Here is an 18,359-nt window from a genome sequence, read left to right as displayed (position 1 = left end):
ATCACAACAGACCTCGCTGGCGTGCCGCGACGATCGCCTCGCGGCGGGACGTCACGCCCAGCTTCCGGTACACATTCCGCAAATGCGTCTTCACGGTGTTGGCGGACACGTACATCGCGGCCGCGATTTCCTCGACTGTTGCCAGCGAAGGGAGTTCCCGTAACAACTGCGCCTCCCGTGCGGTCAGTTCCGGTTCCACCGGCTGCCCCGGCGGCAGCGCCGCCACGACATCGGCCACGAACTCGTCGAGCCTGCCGAACCGTCCCTGCCGGACCACGAGAAGCTCCCGCACCTCGGCGCCGACATCCCAGAACGGGCGGATCATCCGGTGCGGCCCGGTGATCGCCACGGCGGCACGCAACGCCGCGTCGGCACGCCGCTCGTCACCGGCGCGGTGCGCGAGCACAGCGGTGAGCAGGTACGCCTCGATTCTCGCGGTGAGCGACCGGCAGCCGAGCTCGCCGTCAATGATCTTCTGCAGGTGCGCGCGGACCGCCGTCGTCCTGCCCTGGTGCCACAACATCCTGGCGCGCATCAGCTCCACGTCGCCGGATTCGCCCAGCAGCATCGCCGCGCGGCGTTCCGCGTCGACCGCCCAGCCGGGACGGCCGAGGCGCAAAGCCATCCGTTGTTCGATCGAGACGAGGTAGGCGACGAGCGCCGACTGGACCGGTTCGTCCGGGCGCACCCGGGCCCACAGCTGCCGCAGCCGCACGTGCGCCGCATAGGGATCGTCCCCGTAGTCGAAATCGATGATCGCGGCGAGGACCTCCCCGCCGAGCTCGACGGTGCGGTCGCCGGCGCATCCACGCAGCCGCATCGCGCCCGCGATACCGGCCTTGGTCATCGGGGCGTCGAGCTGCAGGTACCCGACCCAGGCACACACGATGTAGGCGTAATAGCAGGACGCCTTCGACAGGGTGGGGCGATGCCGCGCGAACTCGATCGTCTGCTCCGCCAGGCGTGCCGCGCGGCGCAGCTCGGCGCGCGCCCCGGCCAGCCCGGCGAGCGTGCTCAGGCAGTGCAGCACCGCCACGTCGAAACCGTGGCGTTCGGACAGTCGCAGTGCCTGCTCCAGATCGCGCTCCGCGTCGTCGTACCGGGCAAGCCACAACGCCGCCGTGCCGCGGTTGAGCAGTCCCAGCACGATCAGGTCCGGCTCGTGCATCCGGCCGAGCCGCTCGTCGAGCTCGGCGATCTCCGGGGACAGCCGCCCCGTCAGCCTGGCCCGCTTGGTACGCACGATCACCCGCAGATCGCGCAGCCGGCTGCCGTTCTCCTCCGGTAGCGCCCCGGACATTTCCGCGAGCCTCAACTCGGCGGAACCCAAATCTCCGCTGGCCATTTCGCCCAGCGCGACGACGAGACCGATGCCCGGCCGCGCCTGCAGCTCCGGCGGCAGCTTCGCCGCCAGTTCCATCAGGAGGGCGTCGTCACCACGGAGCACAAGGGACGGTCCGTAGGTGCTGACGACCTCCGCCATCAACTCCGGATCGCAACCCCGGACGGCGTGCTCGGCCGCGGCGCGAAAGTCGCGCACCTTCAGTGACCATCGCGCGGCCGCCTCGTGCAGCGAAGCCAGCGTGGGCGGCTGCGAGCTTCGCAGCGCGGTGTACAGATAGGAGCGCAGGAAAGGTTGAACCTGGTAGCGACCGTGGTCACCGGTACGGACGACCAGATTTCCTGCTCGTTGGAGATTTTCCAGCAGTCCCAGCGAATCCGTGCTCCCGGTGAGGCTGGTGACGGCCGCCGCGGTGAACTTGTCGAAGACACACAGGGCATTGAGCAGCGCGAGTTCGCGTGTGGACAGCGCGGCGAGCACCTCGCCCTCGAGGTAGTCCCGGACCGACGGATCGGTCATCACGTCCTCGTCGGCGGGGAGAATCTCCGCACCGGCGCGGGTCATCGCCTGTACCACCAGGCGGACGGCCGCGGGCCAGCCCGCGGTCAGCGCCACGACCCGGTCGAGACCGGCGGGGTCGAGCTGGATTCCCGCCTGCGCAAGGACTTTCGCGACCTCACCGGCCCGCAGGGCAAGGTCGGCGCCCCGGATGTCCGACAGCTGCCCGGCCAACCGCAACCGGTGCAGCCCCACCGTCAGCTCCCGCCGGCCCGAAAGGACCAGCCGCAGCGGGGCCGGCAACCACTGGATCAGCAACTCCAGCACCCGCAGCGCCTCCGGTTGACACAACCGGTGCACGTCGTCGATCACCAGGAAGACCGGGCGGTCCTCTCGGTCCAGGAGGTCCGCCAGCGCGGCGACGAGTGCCAGCTCACTGCCGGCCTGGCGGGGCGGTTCGGCGTCGCCAGGCCGGTGCCCCACCGCCTGCCGGATCGCGGCGAGGATCGCCCCGCACAGCAGCACGGGTTCGTTGTCCGATTCGTCGATTCGCACCCAGCCGACCCGGGAGCCGAGGTGGCGGGTCCAGGCCGACAGCAACGTCGTCTTCCCGTAGCCGGCCGGGGCGCACACCGAAGTCACCACGGGGGCGGAATTGTCCGTGTCCGGCATCTTGCCTCCGAGGCGGCTGCGGCAGATGACGGCACGTGGCATAAGTGGCGCTGTTGTCTTGGGCATCGGGACTGTCTGCGCGATGAGGAACCACTCCCCAGTTTGCACAATGGACGAGGCTAAGAGAATTTCTCTCATTGGCACCGGTTAGCTCTACCCAAAACTGGCTATTGCCCCTCCAATGGATGAGAGATTTCGCGGTATTCACCCACTTGGCGCAACACCACCTACTACTTGCGACCGTCTGATCGAGGCGTACGGACGAATATCCGTGGTAGTTTCACCCGCCGTGGGTGAAGCGCCCGAACTCGCGCTGAATCAACATCCACACGAATTCACCGGGCTTTTTCCCGGCCATTGCGAAACCAGTCGGCGAGGAAGCACGGAAATGACCGGACGCCCCACCCAGCTCTCTCCCCTGCACATCGTCGGAGCCGGCGGCCTGGGCCGCGAGGCATTGGACGCGGCTTTCGCATGTGGATACCGGCCTAGTGGTCTGGTCCTCATCGACGACCATTTGTCGGTCAAGAAACTGCACGGGGTCGCCGTGCGGCGGCCGGAAGAGGCGCGCAGTGGGGCGTACGTGGTGGCGGTCGCGGATCCGCTGCTACGCCGGTCGCTGTCCGAGCGGATGCTGGGGCGCGGGCTGATCCCCTCCCTGCTCGTGCATCCGGCCGCGACGATCGGGCACGACACGTCGCTGGCGGGCGGATGCATCGTGCTGGCCAACACTTATGTGGCGACCGGCGCCCAGCTCTCGGCCCACACCCAGGTGCAGGCCGGCTCGACGATCGGGCACGACAGCGTGCTGCACGACTACGTCACCGTGCTGCCGGGCGCCGACGTCGCCGGACGAGTGGTGTTGCACGGTGACGTGACGGTCGGACACGGCGCCCGCGTGCTGCCGGGACTGGTGATCGGCCCCAGCACTTGCGTCGAGGCGGGCGAGGTGGTCACGCACAGCCGGCTCGGGAAAGCTGCGCTCACCCGGGTGCGGCCGCCGGCCGCACCCGGGTGAGCGCGCCGGCGGCCCGGGTCCCCGGCGCGCTCTTCCGCGACAGGGTGAATTCGCCCCCTGGAAATCGATCTCGTCCCGCGACACCATGTTTCCCCTTGTCCCGATGATTTTGAAAAAAGTTTTCCGGCCAGGCCCCAGCCGATTCCCCAGCCCCCTCGACCGGCCGGAGGCAATGTGACCCCGCACGACTATCCACGATTGGCCAGGAAAAGATGGCGCACCATCCTGTCAGGACTCCTGTGTGGCCTCTGTGGCGCCACGGCTTTCCTGTGGCGCAGTCCGCCCGAATACGCCGCCCGGATCACGATTTACGTGCCGGCGTCCGCACAGCGGACCGATTCCTACGCCGCATTGTTGCGGACTGACCGGCTGGGCCGGGACATCGCGGCCGCACTGGGACCGGCGATGTCCGGTGCGGACATCGCCGGCGAACTCACCTTCTCGGCCGGCACCACACTGCTCACCGTCACCGCGACCGACCGGAATCCATTGCAGGCCAAGCGAATCGCGGACGCGGCGGGCGACGTGTTCACCCAGCTGGTCACCGAGCTGGAGCCGCCGGCACCGGGCATGCCGGCACCGGCGGTCGTGCTGGCGCCCGCGGCGCTGCCGACCTCAGCGGTGAGTCCTGATTGGAGGGTGTACGTCCCGCTCGGCGCGCTCGCCGCCGGGTGCGCGCTGGCTCTGGTGCGCGAATTCCGGCCCCGCACCCTGAAATCGGAAGAGGAGCTGGTGCGGCTGACCGAAACGCCGAACCTCGCGGTCCTGCCCGCCGACCCGAACGTGCCATGGGACCCGCTGACGGTACGGGAACGTCCACATGCACCGCAGGCCCACGTTTTCCGTGAGCTGCGCGCCAATCTGCAGTTCGTCGATGTGGACACCGCGCGCAAGGTGATCGTTTTCGCCGGGACCGTGCCCGGGTCCGGCACCACGACGCTGCTGTGCAACCTCGCGATCGTGCTCGCCACTGCGGGGCACCGGGTCGTGCTGGTCGAAGCCGATCTGGCGCGGCCGACGATGGCGGGCTGTCTCGGGCTGGACGACGGGTTCGGGCTGACCACGGTGCTGGCCGGGCGGATCGCCGTGGACCACGCGCTGCAGCCGTGGGCCGGCTCGCTGTTCGACGTGCTCGCCGGTGGGCTGATCCCGCCCGACCCGGCCGGGCTGCTGTCCTCCGGGCGGATGCGTATCCTGCTTGACGAACTACGTTGCCGCTACGACATGGTGCTGGTCGAAGCCCCGCCACTGGCGCCGGGCACGGGCGCCGCCGTCCTCGCCGCCGCCGGCGACGGCGCGCTGCTCGTGGTCAGGCACGGGAAAACGACCCGGTCGCGGGCCAGGTCCGCGCTCCGCGAGCTGAGCCAGGCAGGCGGGCGGCTATATGGCACCGTCCTTTCGATGGTGCCGGGCTCCAAAACCGGTACCACCGAACGGGATCCGCAGGTCACCGCCCCGCTCGCGGCACTCCAGCGCCCGCCGGTGCTGACCGTGAACGGCCGCAAACGCGACCGGCCGAACGGGCTACCGAGGAACGGGGCCGGGCATCGCCGCTGACAATCCGGCCAAAAGTAGGCGGAGACGGTCCCGGCGGATTGGTAACGAAAGGACAGCGACAATCCGACGGAGGGGCTTTCATGGCACAACGGGGAAGTACGCGCGCGTTCCGGATCCTGTTCGTCGGCACGGAGAACAGGATCCGGTCACCGCTGGCGGAACTCCTGACGCGGCAACTGCTGCGCACCGCGCTGGGCCCGATGGCGAACCGGTTCGCCGTGTCCAGCGCGGGCATCCGGGCGCTGCCGGGAAGCGCGATGGACCCGCGCACCGCACTGGCGCTGCGGACGCGCGGCCTGGCCGAAGAGGCGAGCACGTTTCGTACCGCCGGCCTGACCGGGCGGCAACTAAAGGGCGCGGATCTCGTGCTGACCGCGGAACGCCCGCAACACGCCGCCGTGGTCGCCCTCGAACCGGTCGCCCGCACCAGAACGTTCTGCCTGCTCGAACTCGGCCGGCTGCTGCCCTTGATCGACACGCTTCGGCTGCCCCGCGATCCGGTGATCAGGGCGAGAGCGGCCGCCGAAGCCGGGAGGCAGCTGCGCGAGGACGGCGCCCACGAGACAACCGTGACCGACGATATCCCTGACCCCACCCGGTTTTCCGATTACAGCTATACAATTTCGGCGACTCTCGTCGAATCCGCCGTGCATCGCTTCGTCAGTTTTCTCAAACCCGTCACGAACCCGCCCGAGGTCCCCACCTGAGGCACAGTGACGCATGTCCCACCGCAGAAAGGAAAGCGATGCCCGCACTCGCTGTCGACGGCGGCCTCCCCGTCCGTACCACCCCGCTGCCCTCGTGGCCCGTCTTCGGTCCCGCCGAGCTCGCCGCGGCCTCCGATGTGCTCCGCTCCGGGCAGGTGAGCTACTGGACGGGCCCGCACGGGCGGGCTTTCGAACGCGAGTTCGCGGCCGGCGCGGGTGCGCTCTACGCGGTGGCGGTCGCGAACGGGACCGTGGCGCTCGAGATCGCGCTGCGCGGTCTGGGCGTCGGCCCCGGTGACGAGGTGATCGTGCCCGCGATCGCCGTGATGGCGACCGCATCGGCCGTCGTGCGTTGCGGGGCCAGACCCGTACTGGCCGACGTGGACATCCACAGCCAGTGCCTCACCAGCGATACCGTGGAGCCGCTGCTTTCCGCGCGCACCAAGGCCATCATCGTGGTGCATCTGGCCGGGCATCCCGCCGAGCTCAACCCGCTGCTGCGGCTGGCGGGGGAACGCGACGTGCGGATCATCGAGGACTGCGCGCAGGCACACGGCGCCCGTTATTTCGGCCAGCCGGTCGGCAGTTTCGGGGATGTCGCCACCTGGTCGTTCGGCCACGGCAAGATCATCACCAGCGGCGGGGAGGGTGGCGCGATCACCACGTCGGACCTGTCGTTATGGCGCTGTTGCTGGGAGTTCAAGGACCAGGGCAAGAATGTGGCCAGCGTGCAACGGATCCAGCCACGGGGACGCGCGCCGCGGCTGCACGACAGTTTCGGCACGAACGCCAGGATGACCGAACTCCAGGCGGCGATCGGGCGGATCCAGCTCGGCCGGCTCGACGAACTGGTCAAACAACGGCAGGCGAACGCCGCGCTGTTGCTGGACCTGCTACGCGGGGTGCCGGCGGTGCGGGCCGAAGACCCACCGGCGCATGTGGAGCATTCCTATCATCGCTTCTACGCGCACCTGCGGCCGGAACGGCTGGGCAGCGGCTGGGACACCGACCGGGTGATCGACGCGATCAACGCCGAAGGAGTCCCATGCGGTTCCGGCGGCGACGCCGAGATCTCGCGGGAACGCGCGTTCGCCGGTCTCGAGGAGAATTCGCCGGTTCTCCCGGTGGCCGCGCAGCTCGGCCGGACCTCGTTCACGCTCCCGATCCATCCCGGACTCGGCGCCGAAGAGATGCACGATGTGACGACCGCGGTGCTGAAAGTCCTCGACACGGCGATGGCATGAGCGCGCCTGTTCACCCGTTGCAGGTGAACGTCGCGCCAGCGGTTCTCGCGGGAGGGCCGGTGGAGATAGGCATTGCGCATGACCAACGACCATCCGCGAAGCCCGAAGATCCGCGCGTCGGACCTCGCCGGGGCCTTCCTGGCGCTGTGTGACCTTCCCGGACAGACGCTCGACGAAGCCCGGTGCCTCGAACTGCTCGCGACACAGTCGGCCACCCTGCTCGACGTCGACGCGGCCGGAATACTCCTGTCGGGCCCGGACGGCGCACTGTCGGCCGTCGCCGCGTCCTGCGAAACCGCGCGGCTGCTGCAACTTCTGCAGATGCGCTTTTCCGACGGGCCGGGGGTGATCAGCTTCCGCACCCGGATCCCCGTGCACGTACCGGATCTGCACGAGGCGAAACAGTGGGAGAGCTTCCGCACCACCGCGTTGCGGGCCGGATACTCGGCCGTGCACGCGCTGCCGCTGCGCCGGCACGCGGAGGGGCTCGGCGCGCTGACCCTGTTCCGGCGCCGGCCGGGCGCGCTGAGCCGGGAGGACACCACGATCGCCGTCGCACTGTCCACAATGGTCACCAGCTTCATCCTGGACCGGCGCGCACTGGACGCGGCCGGAGTCCTCACCGGACAGTTGCAGACCGCGCTGCGGACCAGGATCGTCATCGAGCAGGCCAAGGGTGTGCTCGCGGAACGGCATGAGCGGACCCCCGACGAGGCGTTCGAGCTGATGCGACGGTTCGCGCGGCAGGGCCGGAAGCGGCTCGACGACGTGGCGCGGGCGGTGATCGCGCATGCGGAGACGGTCGCGCCGTTGCTGACGGTGGAGCCGAAGTCCACGGCGAGGTGACCGGCGAGGATGGACGACTGGCATGAGCTGATCGGCGCGTACCTTCCGCTGGTCCACGAGAGGGTCCGCGGGATCACGGCCGGGCTCCCCGCCTATGTGGACGTCGACGAGATCACCGCCGCGGGCGTGTACGCCCTCGTGGTTTCGGCCGAGGCGTGCAAAGAACACGACGGGTACTCGTTCTGGCGCTTCGCGAAACCGAGACTGGAGAAGGCGATTCTCGCCGCGGCGGCAGCCGAACGCGGGCGGTTCATGACCGACGCGAGACCGAAAGCACCGCCACCGTACAAAGTGTACGTTGTCCCACAGAGCTCACAGGCCATCGACAACCGGCTGCCCGATGCCACGCCCAGCACGGAGGAAATCGTGCTGGGCAGGGAAAGGCTGCGCACGGTACGGGCCGAGATCGACCGCCTCCCCGTGCGGCTGCGGAAAATCCTCACCGGCCGCTTCCTGCAGCACCGGCACATCGCGGACCTGGCGGCGGAACTGGGCATCAGCGATTCGCGCGTGTTCCAGCTTTCGACACAGGCGGTGGACCGGCTTCGCGACCGCGTGGCGGCCCGCGAACGACTGTGATTTCCGGGCCAATCCGGCGAGATCCTCACCAGTTCCCCGTTTTCGCGCCGTTGACCGGGAGTCCAATGGAGACAGTCGTGCCGGTGCCGGCGACACTGGCCAGGCGCAGGGTCCCGCCGTGCAGCTTCACCAGTTCCCCGGCGATCGCCAGTCCCAGTCCCGCGCCGGCAAGCCCGCTGCCGGTGACGTTGGTGCCGCGCTCGAACGGGCGCAGTACCCGGTCGAGCTCACCGTTGGGGATGCCGATGCCCGAGTCCGCGATCTCGATCGTCCACCAGCCCTGGGCGAACGACGCACCGGCACGGATCCGCGCGCCGCCGTAACGCACCGCGTTGTCGAGCACGTAACGCAGAATCTGGCGCACCAGCACGGGATCGGCATGTGCCCGCGGCCCCTGCCCTGTGACATAGGTGATGTCACCGCGGTGCTCGGCGACCAGTTCGCGCACCAGAGCGGGCACGTCCGTCGCGGCGAACCGCACCCGTACCTCGCCGCTCTCGAGCCGGTTGAGCAACTGGAGATCATCGGCAAGCCGCACCAGTTGCCCGGCGTTGCGGTTGATCACCTCCGCGGCCGAGCGCTGCTCCACGCTCAGCGCGCCCAGCCGCGAGTCGGCGAGCAGCCCGGCGAAGCTCAGCAGGGCCGTCATCGGAGTGCGGATTTCGTGCGCCACAGCGGAAAGTGCCTTGTTCCGGTCGCGGTTCGGCACGGGTTCCTCGGTGGCGGCCCGGTTGTCGCGCACGTCGAATGTCCACAATGCACCGGTCTCCACCCCGGACTCGACGAGCGGCCTGCGCTCGGCGGTCAGCGTCCGGCCGCCGCCCAGTCCGGCTCCGGTCTCGCCCCGGCGCGCACCGAGCACGGAAAGCAGCCTGTTGTAGGCGTCCCGCTCATCGAGGCAGGAGGCGGACACGGTGCGCAGTACTCGTTCCTCGCTCGCCCCGGTCCAGTCCTGGGCACGCGTGCCGGTCAGCTGCGCGAGGGCCGCGTTCGCGATGGCCACGGTGCCGCCATTCCCGGCGATGAACGCCGCCTGCGGCAGCCGGAACAGCAACTCCCGCACCGCGGAATGGTCCGCTCGCGCCTGTGTCACGTCGTGACCGGCCACGACGATCCCGTCGATACCGGGCACCGACCTCAGGTCCAGGAAAAGCACGTCGAGACTCAGCTCACCGCCGGCCCTGCCGCTCACCCGCAGCCGCGCGCTCGCGCTCCGGCTCAGTCCACTGTGGACGGTTCCGAAGGCCCGGAGCGCGACGATCCGGTCACGCGGGTGGACCATCGTGAGCGGACCGGCCGCCCGGTCGGGGTCCCCTGGGCCACCGATCAGCTCGGCGGTGTGCGCCGAGCACGGGAACCAGCCGTCCGCGGTGAGGCGTACCAGCAGCACCGGCGCGCCCGACACGCTGCCGAGCAACGTGGGCACGGCCAGCGCGCGGGAAAGGAAGACGAGCACCGATTCCACCCGCTCCCGCTGTGCCCGCCCGATCCAGTGCCGGTCCCCCATGCCCGCCGGCTGGACCAGCAGGACGTCCCGTTCCCCGGGGTGGCCGGCACGAGGTGGCAGGGGGATCCGGAAAATCCCTTGCCCCGCGGGTGTTTCGTCCGCTGCCGCCAGGCGCACGGACCGTACCCCGGGCACGGACGCGATCAGCTCCGCGAAACGCCCACGATACTGCGCACCGTCCGCACGTGAGGAAACCAGTTCGGCGGCCGTCACCAGGAGCAGGGAAAGCTGCGCCGCACCCCCATTGCCGGCACTCGTCACGTGGCTCCCCTTCCCGGAAAACGATGATCCGTCTCCGAGACGTTAAGAGCGCAGGAGAACAGCCGGTACCACTCAGCACAGAGAGCCGGGTGACTTCACCCGACCCGGTGACACACGTCCGTCAATCGTCACGGTGCGGCGGCGGTGGTCCCGGGGCCCCAACGAGACACCCTTCGCAGGGCATTCCCGCCGGTTCGGCGAGCAACTGGAGGTCGGCGCAGCGCAGGCACAGCCCGCACAGCGTCGTGACGCACGAAGCGCCCTGGGGCGGCAGCACGAACAGGTGGACGGTTCTGTGCGCCTCCCGGGCCGCACCCGGCCGCAACCGGCCCAGCAGCAGGATTTCCTCGTCCGTCCGCGACATGTCCGTCCCCACGACCCATGGGCGGGAAACCGGTGGCCGCTTCAGGCCGGCACGGCCACCGGTGCGCCTGGGGCCGGCGCCTGGTCAGCATGGCGGCTCCCGGCCCGCAGCGGCATCCCTCATCGCGGGTGACCGCACTGCGCTTCCCGGCCGCCGCGTCCGGATTCCTTGACAGCGCCGGGACCGGATATGACCATGGCGGCCATGACCGCGACCACGGTGCTCGAAGGCTTCTCGTTCCTGGAAGCGCCCCGCTGGCGCCAAAGCCGCATCTGGTTCGCGGATTTCTATCAGTACCAGGTATTTTCCGCCCGCGAGGATGGTTCGGACCTCCGCGTCGAAGCGACCGTCCCGCAGCAGCCTTCCGGGCTGGGCTGGCTACCCGACGGCCGGCTGCTCATCGTGTCCATGCGTGACCGCCGGATCCTGCGACGCGAACCTGACGGCGAACTGGTCACCCACGCGGAGCTGAACGGGCACGCGACAGGGCATCTCAACGACATGGTCGTCGACGGACGAGGCCGGGCCTATGTCGGGAACTTCGGCTTCGACCTGATGGGCGCGGCTCCACTGGAAACGGCCGCGCTACATCGCGTCGATCCCGACGGCACTGTCACCGAAGTCGCCACCGACCTGTGGTTCCCCAACGGGAGCGTCCTCACGAACGACGGCGCGCTGCTCGTCGGCGAGACCTTCGGCAACCGGGTCACGGCCTTCGACGTGACGGGTGACGGCGCGCTCGTCAACCGCCGGATCTGGGCGGAGTTCGGCCCGGTGCCCACCGAGCGGGCTGTCGGAAAAGCCTTGCCACAGCTGGAAATCGCGCCCGACGGCTGCTGCCTCGATGCGGAAGGCGCGCTGTGGATCGCGGACGGTGCCCACGCCCGGCTGGTGCGGGTCACCGAGGGCGGCAAGATCACCGACGAGGTGCGGCCCGGCACGCCCGTTTTCGCTTGCGCGCTCGGTGGGTCCGATGGGAAGACGCTGTTCGCCTGTGCCGCACCGGACTTCGACGAACACGCGCGTTCGGCCGCGCGCGAGGCGAGACTGCTGGCGATCCGGGTGCCGGTTCCCGGCGCCTGACCGTCAGCGGGGGCGCAGGCTGTCCATCAGCAGATCGAGCAGGCGACCCGCCTGCTCCCGCCGGCCCGGCTCGTCGCACACGAGGAAAGTCCCGACGAGAGCGGCCACCACATCCTCGGCGCGGACGTCGTCGCGGAGGGTGCCGGCGGCAGCCCCGGCGTCGAGCAGCCGTGCCGCGGCGGCGGCCAGCTCGGCACGTACGCCGTCCGGGTCGACCGCTCCGGAAGCGGCCATCGCCCGCAGGACACCGGCCATCTCACGCTTGCTCGCGAAGTACTCGCCGAACCGGTCCATCCAAGCCCGCAGTGCGCGGTCCGGCGGCGCCGCGGCCAGCAACTCGTCCGCGCTGTCGCACAGCTGGGCCCGCTCCGCGCCGTACAGGGCTTCGACGAGTGCCTCCCGGGTCGGGAAATGCCGGTAGAGCGTGCCGATGCCCACTCCGGCTTCCCGCGCGATCGCCTCCAGGGACACCTTGCCCTCGCTCGCACCGAACGCCCGGCGTGCGACCTCGATGAGGCGTTGCCGGTTGCGTTTCGCATCCGCACGGACCAAAACGGAGGGCCCTCCGATTCTGCTAGACTGAGTCGTACCGGAGGCTCCTCCGGTACGACCACTATGCCAGCCCAGCCAAGGGGATCGAAATGAGCACAACGACACTGGCCGGACGTTCGGTCGCCCGCATCGGCTTCGGCGCGATGCAGCTCGCCGAAGCACCGGGGCGCCAGGCCGTCGACGAACAGGTCGCGGTGCGAATCCTGCGCCTCGCGGTCGAGCGGGGCATCAACCACATCGACACCGCTCAGTTCTACGGCGACGGCACCGCGAACGCCCGGATCCGCGCGGCACTGCACCCTTATCCGGACGATCTGCTGCTGGTGAGCAAGGTCGGCGCGAAGCACGGCGAGAACGGCGCGCCCGCCCTCGCCCAGCGGCCGGAAGAGCTGCGCGCGAGCGTGGAGGCCAACCTCGCCACTCTGGGTGCCGAGCAGCTGGCGGTGGTCAACCTGCGCCGGGCCGACAACCCGCCGGGCGTCGTTGCCGAGGGCGACCAGCTCGTCGATATCGACAGCCAGCTGGCGGAGCTCATCGCGCTGCGGGACGAGGGCAAGATCGGGGCGATCGGGCTGAGCGCGGTCAACGCGGCGCAGCTGGAGCACGCGCTGCCGGCCGGTATCGCCTGCGTGCAGAACGCCTACAGCGTCCTGGATCGCGGCGCCGAGCCGGTGCTCGAACTGTGCCGGAAACACGATGTGGCGTGGGTGCCGTACTTCCCGCTCGGTTCCGCGTTTCCAGGCGCGCCCAACGTCGCCGACCAGCCCGCGGTGCGTGCCGCGGCCGACGCCATCGGGGTGACTCCCACGCAGATCGCCCTCGCCTGGCTACTCGCCCGCTACGAGCGCACGCTGCTCATCGCGGGCACCGCCAACCCGGACCACCTGGCCGAGAACATCGCCGCCGGCGACCTCGAACTGGACGCGGACACCATCGCCGAACTCGACGGTATCGGCGCCGAGTCGGTGTCCTACTTCCACGGCTAGGCGCGAGTTGAGCGTTGCGAGCACGCGAGTTGAGCCTTGCGTGCGCGCGAGTTGAACGTTGCGAGCACGCGAGTTGAGCGTTGCGAGTGGCGGGAACGCGCAACTCGCGTAGCGGGAACGCGCAACTCGCGCACCAGGAACGCGCAACTCGCGCACCGCACCGCGGCGCGAGCCGCTCCTGAACACCCCTAGTGTCGCGGCGCCAGTGCGTCGATCAGGCCGGGGAACCGGGCGTCGAGCTCCTCACGGCGCAGCTGGATGGTGTGCTGCCGGCCGATGGTGATGGTCCGCGTGAGCCCGGCCTGTTCGAGGGTTTTGAAGTGGTGGCTCATCGTCGACTTGTGCACGGTGCAGCCCCACTCGTCCTCGCTCTTAAAGTGCGCCGCGCCGTCAGCGAGAACCTGGACGATGCGCAACCGGATGGGGTCGGCGATCGCGCGGAGGATGTCGACCAGCTCGACCTCCGACAGGTCCGGGTGTTCGGCGGAAACCACGCCACTCCTTGCTTCTCGCGGACTGTTTGACCGTTCTCAAACTATCATCTAGCTTGACGGTATGACGAACATCAAACAGTCCGGTGCGGTGCGGTGGTCGTGGGACAGCGACGGGATCGTCACGATCACGCTGGACGATCCCGGGCGTACTTCGAACATGGCCAACGCGCGGCATCTCGCCGGCTTGGATGCCTGCCTCGACGAGCTCGAAGCTCGGCCCGGCGAGCTGCGCGGCGTGGTCCTGACGTCGGCGAAGCGCTCGTTCTTCTCCGGTCCGGATGTCGTGCACGCCGAGATCCCCGCCGAAGAGGCCGCCGGCACCTACGACGTGCTGGAGCGCTTCCGCGACCAGTTGCGGCGGCTGGAGACGATCGGCCGCCCGGTCGCCGCGGCGCTGGTCGGATCGGCACTGGGCGGTGGCTTCGAACTGGCACTGGCCTGCCACTACCGTGTCGGCCTCGAGCAGCCGGACGTGGTATGGGCGCTGGCCGAAACGCAGATGGGCATCATGCCCGGTGGCGGCGGTGTGGTCCGGGTGACGCGCATGGCCGGCGTCGCCGCCACGGTGCTCGACATCGTCGGTCCGGGCACCGCCTACCGGCCCACGGCGGCGCTGCGGGCCGGGCTCATCGACGACGTGGCGCCGACCAGGGACGCGGTCGTGACCGCCGCCCGCGACTGGGTACTGGCCCAGCGCGAACCGTTCGGGCAGCGCTGGGAACAGCCCGGATACCGCATCCCCGGGTCGGACATCGCGGATGTGCGCGAGCAGGTCCGGCGGCTCACCGAAGGCACCCCGCTACTCACCTACCCGGCCGTGCTGGACGTGTCGGCGCGCACCGCCGAGATGCCGGTGGACGAGGCGTTTCCCCTTGAGACACAAGCATTTCTCGAGCTGCTGTCCGCGCCGGTGACGGCGGACATGCGCCACAACTACTTCGACATCAAGGCCGTCACCGCCGGCGCTTCGCGTCCCGAGGGAGCAGCGTCGGATTCGACCGCCGGCACGACGTCCACGGCGTTCCCCCGGCGCGGCGAACTGCGCATGGCCGACGCGTTCTTCGCCGAAAACGCACCCGTCATCGAGATCCACGCCGACGCCGACGCCGACGAAGCGGCGATCGCCGCGGCTTACGACAATGCCGTCGCGGACGGCGGTATCCCGATCGTCAGCCGAGGCGGCGCCGGACCCTTCACCCAGGCGCTTCTCGACGCCTCGGGCGATGTCGAATCCATCGCCAAAGCCGCGCGGCAGGCGCTCGCGGACGGGCTCGTCATCACGGCTGCCGATGCGAACATCGCCTCCACGCTCGCCGCCGGTTTCCCCGTCTGGACCGGTGGTGTCCTGCGATACCTGGACACGTGAGCCGCCGCGGGATCGCCGCGGCGGCTCACGTCTGCCCCGTTACCGATCCAGCAACCGCACGGTGAGCGGGCGCCCGGTGGGTTGCGCCGGGGCCTTCACCGTGACGGTTTTCGTTGCCGGGTCCCAGGTCCAGGTGCCGTCCGCCCCGCGACGGCCGTTGACGAGCACGCCCGCCGGTGCCGATTTGCCCGCGACCCGGACGGTCCAGGTGCGCTGCGCGGGCATCCCCGGATACGTGCCCCGCGGCGAATCGATCGACACCGTCGCGGAGCGCGCGTCCTCGGTGTAGCTGATCCGGGTGCTCGTGCTCCTCGGCTGGGCCGACTGGCCGTCGTCCTCGTACAGGGTGAACGAGCCGTTGTGGCCGCCCGCGACGGTGACCGTCACGTCGGTCAGCGGGTTCTTCACGTCCCCGCTGACGTTCTCGCTCCGGGTCGGCAGGACGGCACCCGCGCGCAGGAACACCGGCATGGTGTCCCAGCCCGTGGTGATCTGCGCCGTGCTGCCGCCGTGGTAGGTCTGGCCGGTGAAGTAGTCCGTCCAGTCGCTGCCCGGCGGGAACCACACCGACGTGGTCGCGGTGGTACCCGGGCTGGTCGCCGGCGCCACCAGGACGTCGGGGCCGTACAGGTACTCCGAACCCGACTGCGCGTAGGCCTCCTGCTCACCCGGGTACTGCAGGTACAGCGGCTGCGTGATGGGCAGGCCCGTGGTGCTCGCCTGCTGGGCGAGCGAATAGGTGTAGGGCACCAGATCTTCGCGCAGGTTCAGGAACTTCTTCGCCGAAGCCTCCGCGGCCGGACCGTACTGCCAGGGCAGCCGGTCACTGTGGTTGGAGTGCAGCCGGTCGATCGGCTGGAACGTGCCGAGCTGCACCCAGCGCGCGTACAGATCGTCCGGCAGCTTGGTGCTGCCCGGTTCGGTCCCCGGTTCCTGCAGCCCCATCGTGTGGCCGCCGATGTCGTGGCTCACCGACGCCATGCCGGTCGCGACCGACTCGCCAGGGGTGTAGCCGACCTCGTAGGCCAGCGTCGGCCAGTTGGAAATGGCGTCACCGGTGAAGTGCAACGTCGTGCGCTTGTCCGCCCACGGCCCGGTCGGCACGGCGTTCGGTGAGCTGTAACCACCGGCCTGCAGCGAACCGTACGCACGGGAGAACGCGAACCCGCGGTCGATGGCGTTGGCCGACTCGGCGGCGTACTGCTGGTTGATCCAGGCGTCCGGGGTGACTCCGGACAGGCTCGAATACGAACCGTCGCAGCACCAGTCCAGCCACCAGAAGTCCACCCCCTGCGGCGCCATCGTGCGGTGCAGCTGGAGGTAGGCCTGCAACTGGTCCGGGTCACCGAAGTCGAACACGTAGCAGTCGGTGCCGCACCCGCCGGCCTTGAGCTTGCCCTTCGCGGTGGCCTGCGCCGCCGCGAACTGCGGGTCGGAACCCACGATGCTCGGGTGGATGTTCAGTGTCGTGTGCAGACCCTGATCGTGCGCCCAGGAGAAGAACGCGGCCGGGTCGGGGAACTTGTTCTTGTCGATTTCCCAGCCGTTCCACTGGTTCGGCGACTTGAAGTCGGTGTCGACGACCAGCGCGTCCAGCGGCACCTGCTCGGACCGGAAGCGGGGCACGATGTTCTGCTGGAAGTCCGCCGCGGTGCGGTCGTAGTACTCGGAGTACCAGACGCCGTAGGCCCAGCGCGGTAGCAGCATCGGCGGTCCGGTCAACGTGGACAGCTCCTGCAACGCCTGGTTGTAGTTCTGCCCGTAGGCGAACACGTAGCCGTCCTGGTATGGCTTGCCACCGTGCGCGGGCCGCTGGGTCACCGCCTTGGTGCGCGGGTCGTACAGCGCCGATGCCGTGTCGTCCAGCAGCGACCAGCCGTCCTGGTACAGGATGCCCGGGACGGTGACGGCGGTGCCGTTGACGCCGTCGAGCCCGCGCCGGTAGCCACCGAGCGCCGCGTGCGGGGCGAGCAGCGGCGACCCCGGTGCGGTGACCGCGAACGTGTCGACGTTGAGGTGGCAGCTCGCCGCGTCGGGGCAGCCGAGGGTCACGGTGTTGGTGCCCGCGGCCAGCTGGACCGGCACGGCGATGGTGCGCCACGAGTTCCAGCTGCTCGTCGGGGCGAGGGTCACGGTGGCCGGTGCGGCATTGCCCACCTCGACCGTGACGGTGCGCGGCTGGATCGGTGCCGGGTCGGCGGCCGCGTTGGCGTAGCGCACCTGCAGGTCGTACTTACCGGCTGCGGGGACACCGGTGACGGTCAGCGCGTCCGATGCGCCCGCCTGCTCCAGGCCGGCGAGGAAACCCTTGCCGGAGTAGCCGTCGTGGTTGTCGGCGGTCCGTGCGCCGCCGGCCTGCGCACCCAGCTCGGCCTCGCAGATCGCGCCGTACGCGCAGGGCACCGGCGCGGGCGGGATGGGCTGTGGGAAGGCGGCACCCTGCTGCACCACGGCGAGGCTGTCGATGTTGACGTTGCCGGAGTCGGTGACCGCATGCTCGACCCGCACCTCGTGCTGCCCGGCGCCCAAAGTGACCGGCACCGTTGCCACTGCCCAGTTGTCCCAGTCGGTCGTGGGCGGCAACGAGATGGTGTGCGCGTCGCCGCCGTCCACCCGCACGGTCAGCGAGCGGGTGGTGTGCTGCCCGTCGCCGCCGAACCCGTTGGCATAGCGCAGATCCAGCTGGTAGGCACCGGCTGCCGGGGCTTCGGTGCGGAACGTCAGCGCGTCGCCGGTGTTGATGAAGCCGGCGGCGAACCCACCGCCGGTGTAGCCGCGGTGATCGCTCGCCACACCCGGGCCGGTCAGCCCCAGGTCCTCGGCTTCGCACAACACGCCGAACGCGCACACCGGTATCCCTCGCCCGGCCCACGGCGAGGCGTTGACGGTCTGCCCGCCGGTGCGCAGCTGAACGGTCAGGTTGCTGTCGCCGAAGGGGCCCGATCCGAGCTTGTAGCGCAGCTGGACGGCACTGGTCTGGACCGTCAGCCAGCCGTCGCGAGTCGTTGTGGTGTAAGGGGTCCGGCCGAAGCTGTCACGACCGACCACGTTGTGCGTGCCGGCGTCGACGAACGCCGAGTCACCCGCATATTCGGTCCGGATCAGCGTCGGTGACAGCACCTCGAACCGGGCTTGCCCGGCGGTCACCACCTGAGGACGCGGCACCGCCGCCGCGTCCACCGACGCCACCGCGGTCAGCAGGGCGGCCACCATGCCCGCTACCGCGAGCAGCGCCACCAGACCGCGCCGCCGCAACCGTCTCGCCCGAGTCGCCACCTTTGCC

The 18,359-nt window shown here is 69.8% G+C and carries 15 protein-coding genes; 9 read left to right on the top strand and 6 right to left on the bottom strand.

Annotation, left to right across the window (positions count from 1 at the left end; translation table 11 throughout):
• Position 1: 1 nt before the first annotated feature.
• Positions 2–2,512 (bottom strand): LuxR C-terminal-related transcriptional regulator, encoded by a 2,511-nt coding sequence (locus tag GKO32_RS11050; RefSeq protein WP_166459485.1) that lies wholly within the window; start codon positions 2,510–2,512, stop codon positions 2–4.
• Positions 2,513–2,900: 388 nt separating this feature from the next.
• Between GKO32_RS11050 and GKO32_RS11045 the strand changes: the two genes are divergently transcribed.
• The 6 genes from GKO32_RS11045 to GKO32_RS11020 all read left to right on the top strand — a co-directional run bounded on the left by GKO32_RS11045 (position 2,901) and on the right by GKO32_RS11020 (position 8,463).
• Positions 2,901–3,530, top strand: a complete 630-nt coding sequence (locus GKO32_RS11045) for an LbetaH domain-containing protein (protein WP_154756719.1) — start codon at positions 2,901–2,903, stop codon at positions 3,528–3,530.
• A gap of 174 nt (positions 3,531–3,704) precedes the next feature.
• Entirely contained in the window at positions 3,705–5,087 is a 1,383-nt protein-coding gene (locus tag GKO32_RS11040) for a tyrosine-protein kinase domain-containing protein (RefSeq protein ID WP_154756718.1), read from the top strand.
• A gap of 80 nt (positions 5,088–5,167) precedes the next feature.
• Positions 5,168–5,794, top strand: coding sequence for an arsenate-mycothiol transferase ArsC (locus tag GKO32_RS11035; protein WP_154756717.1), 627 nt, complete (start codon positions 5,168–5,170; stop codon positions 5,792–5,794).
• Positions 5,795–5,832: 38 nt separating this feature from the next.
• Positions 5,833–7,038, top strand: a complete 1,206-nt coding sequence (locus GKO32_RS11030) for a DegT/DnrJ/EryC1/StrS family aminotransferase (RefSeq protein ID WP_154756716.1) — start codon at positions 5,833–5,835, stop codon at positions 7,036–7,038.
• 78 nt (positions 7,039–7,116) lie between these two features.
• The gene (locus tag GKO32_RS11025) at positions 7,117–7,884 is read left to right on the top strand and encodes a GAF and ANTAR domain-containing protein (protein WP_154756715.1); all 768 of its coding nucleotides are present in this window, start codon (positions 7,117–7,119) and stop codon (positions 7,882–7,884) included.
• A 9-nt stretch (positions 7,885–7,893) separates the two neighbouring features.
• Positions 7,894–8,463, top strand: a complete 570-nt coding sequence (locus GKO32_RS11020) for a sigma-70 family RNA polymerase sigma factor (protein ID WP_154756714.1) — start codon at positions 7,894–7,896, stop codon at positions 8,461–8,463.
• 25 nt (positions 8,464–8,488) lie between these two features.
• Here the strand turns inward: GKO32_RS11020 and GKO32_RS39720 are convergent, their stop codons facing one another.
• Positions 8,489–10,231, bottom strand: coding sequence for a sensor histidine kinase (locus GKO32_RS39720; RefSeq protein ID WP_154756713.1), 1,743 nt, complete (start codon positions 10,229–10,231; stop codon positions 8,489–8,491).
• Positions 10,232–10,352: 121 nt separating this feature from the next.
• Entirely contained in the window at positions 10,353–10,595 is a 243-nt protein-coding gene (locus GKO32_RS11010) for a hypothetical protein (RefSeq protein WP_154756712.1), read from the bottom strand.
• A gap of 204 nt (positions 10,596–10,799) precedes the next feature.
• Between GKO32_RS11010 and GKO32_RS11005 the strand changes: the two genes are divergently transcribed.
• Positions 10,800–11,678 carry an SMP-30/gluconolactonase/LRE family protein gene (locus GKO32_RS11005; protein ID WP_154756711.1) on the top strand — a complete coding sequence of 293 codons (879 nt, stop codon included), beginning with the start codon at positions 10,800–10,802 and terminating at the stop codon, positions 11,676–11,678.
• A gap of 3 nt (positions 11,679–11,681) precedes the next feature.
• On the opposite strand, the gene GKO32_RS11000 is transcribed toward GKO32_RS11005, so the two are convergent.
• Positions 11,682–12,230, bottom strand: a complete 549-nt coding sequence (locus GKO32_RS11000; RefSeq protein ID WP_154756710.1) for a TetR/AcrR family transcriptional regulator — start codon at positions 12,228–12,230, stop codon at positions 11,682–11,684.
• A gap of 89 nt (positions 12,231–12,319) precedes the next feature.
• On the opposite strand from GKO32_RS11000, the gene GKO32_RS10995 reads away from it, so the two are divergent.
• Positions 12,320–13,216, top strand: a complete 897-nt coding sequence (locus GKO32_RS10995; protein ID WP_154756709.1) for an aldo/keto reductase — start codon at positions 12,320–12,322, stop codon at positions 13,214–13,216.
• Between the two features lie 188 nt (positions 13,217–13,404).
• On the opposite strand, the gene GKO32_RS10990 is transcribed toward GKO32_RS10995, so the two are convergent.
• Positions 13,405–13,710, bottom strand: coding sequence for an ArsR/SmtB family transcription factor (locus GKO32_RS10990; protein WP_208024368.1), 306 nt, complete (start codon positions 13,708–13,710; stop codon positions 13,405–13,407).
• Positions 13,711–13,771: 61 nt separating this feature from the next.
• Here GKO32_RS10990 and GKO32_RS10985 point away from each other — a divergent pair, with 61 nt between their 5' ends.
• Positions 13,772–15,076, top strand: a complete 1,305-nt coding sequence (locus tag GKO32_RS10985) for an enoyl-CoA hydratase-related protein (RefSeq protein ID WP_154756708.1) — start codon at positions 13,772–13,774, stop codon at positions 15,074–15,076.
• A gap of 39 nt (positions 15,077–15,115) precedes the next feature.
• Here GKO32_RS10985 and GKO32_RS10980 read toward each other — a convergent pair whose 3' ends face one another.
• Entirely contained in the window at positions 15,116–18,352 is a 3,237-nt protein-coding gene (locus GKO32_RS10980; RefSeq protein ID WP_312867794.1) for a TIM-barrel domain-containing protein, read from the bottom strand.
• Positions 18,353–18,359 lie beyond the last annotated feature (7 nt).

The sequence above is a fragment of the Amycolatopsis pithecellobii genome, assembly GCF_009707865.1.
Lineage (GTDB): Bacteria > Actinomycetota > Actinomycetes > Mycobacteriales > Pseudonocardiaceae > Amycolatopsis_E > Amycolatopsis_E pithecellobii.
This window is presented reverse-complemented; position numbering and strand designations above follow the sequence as displayed.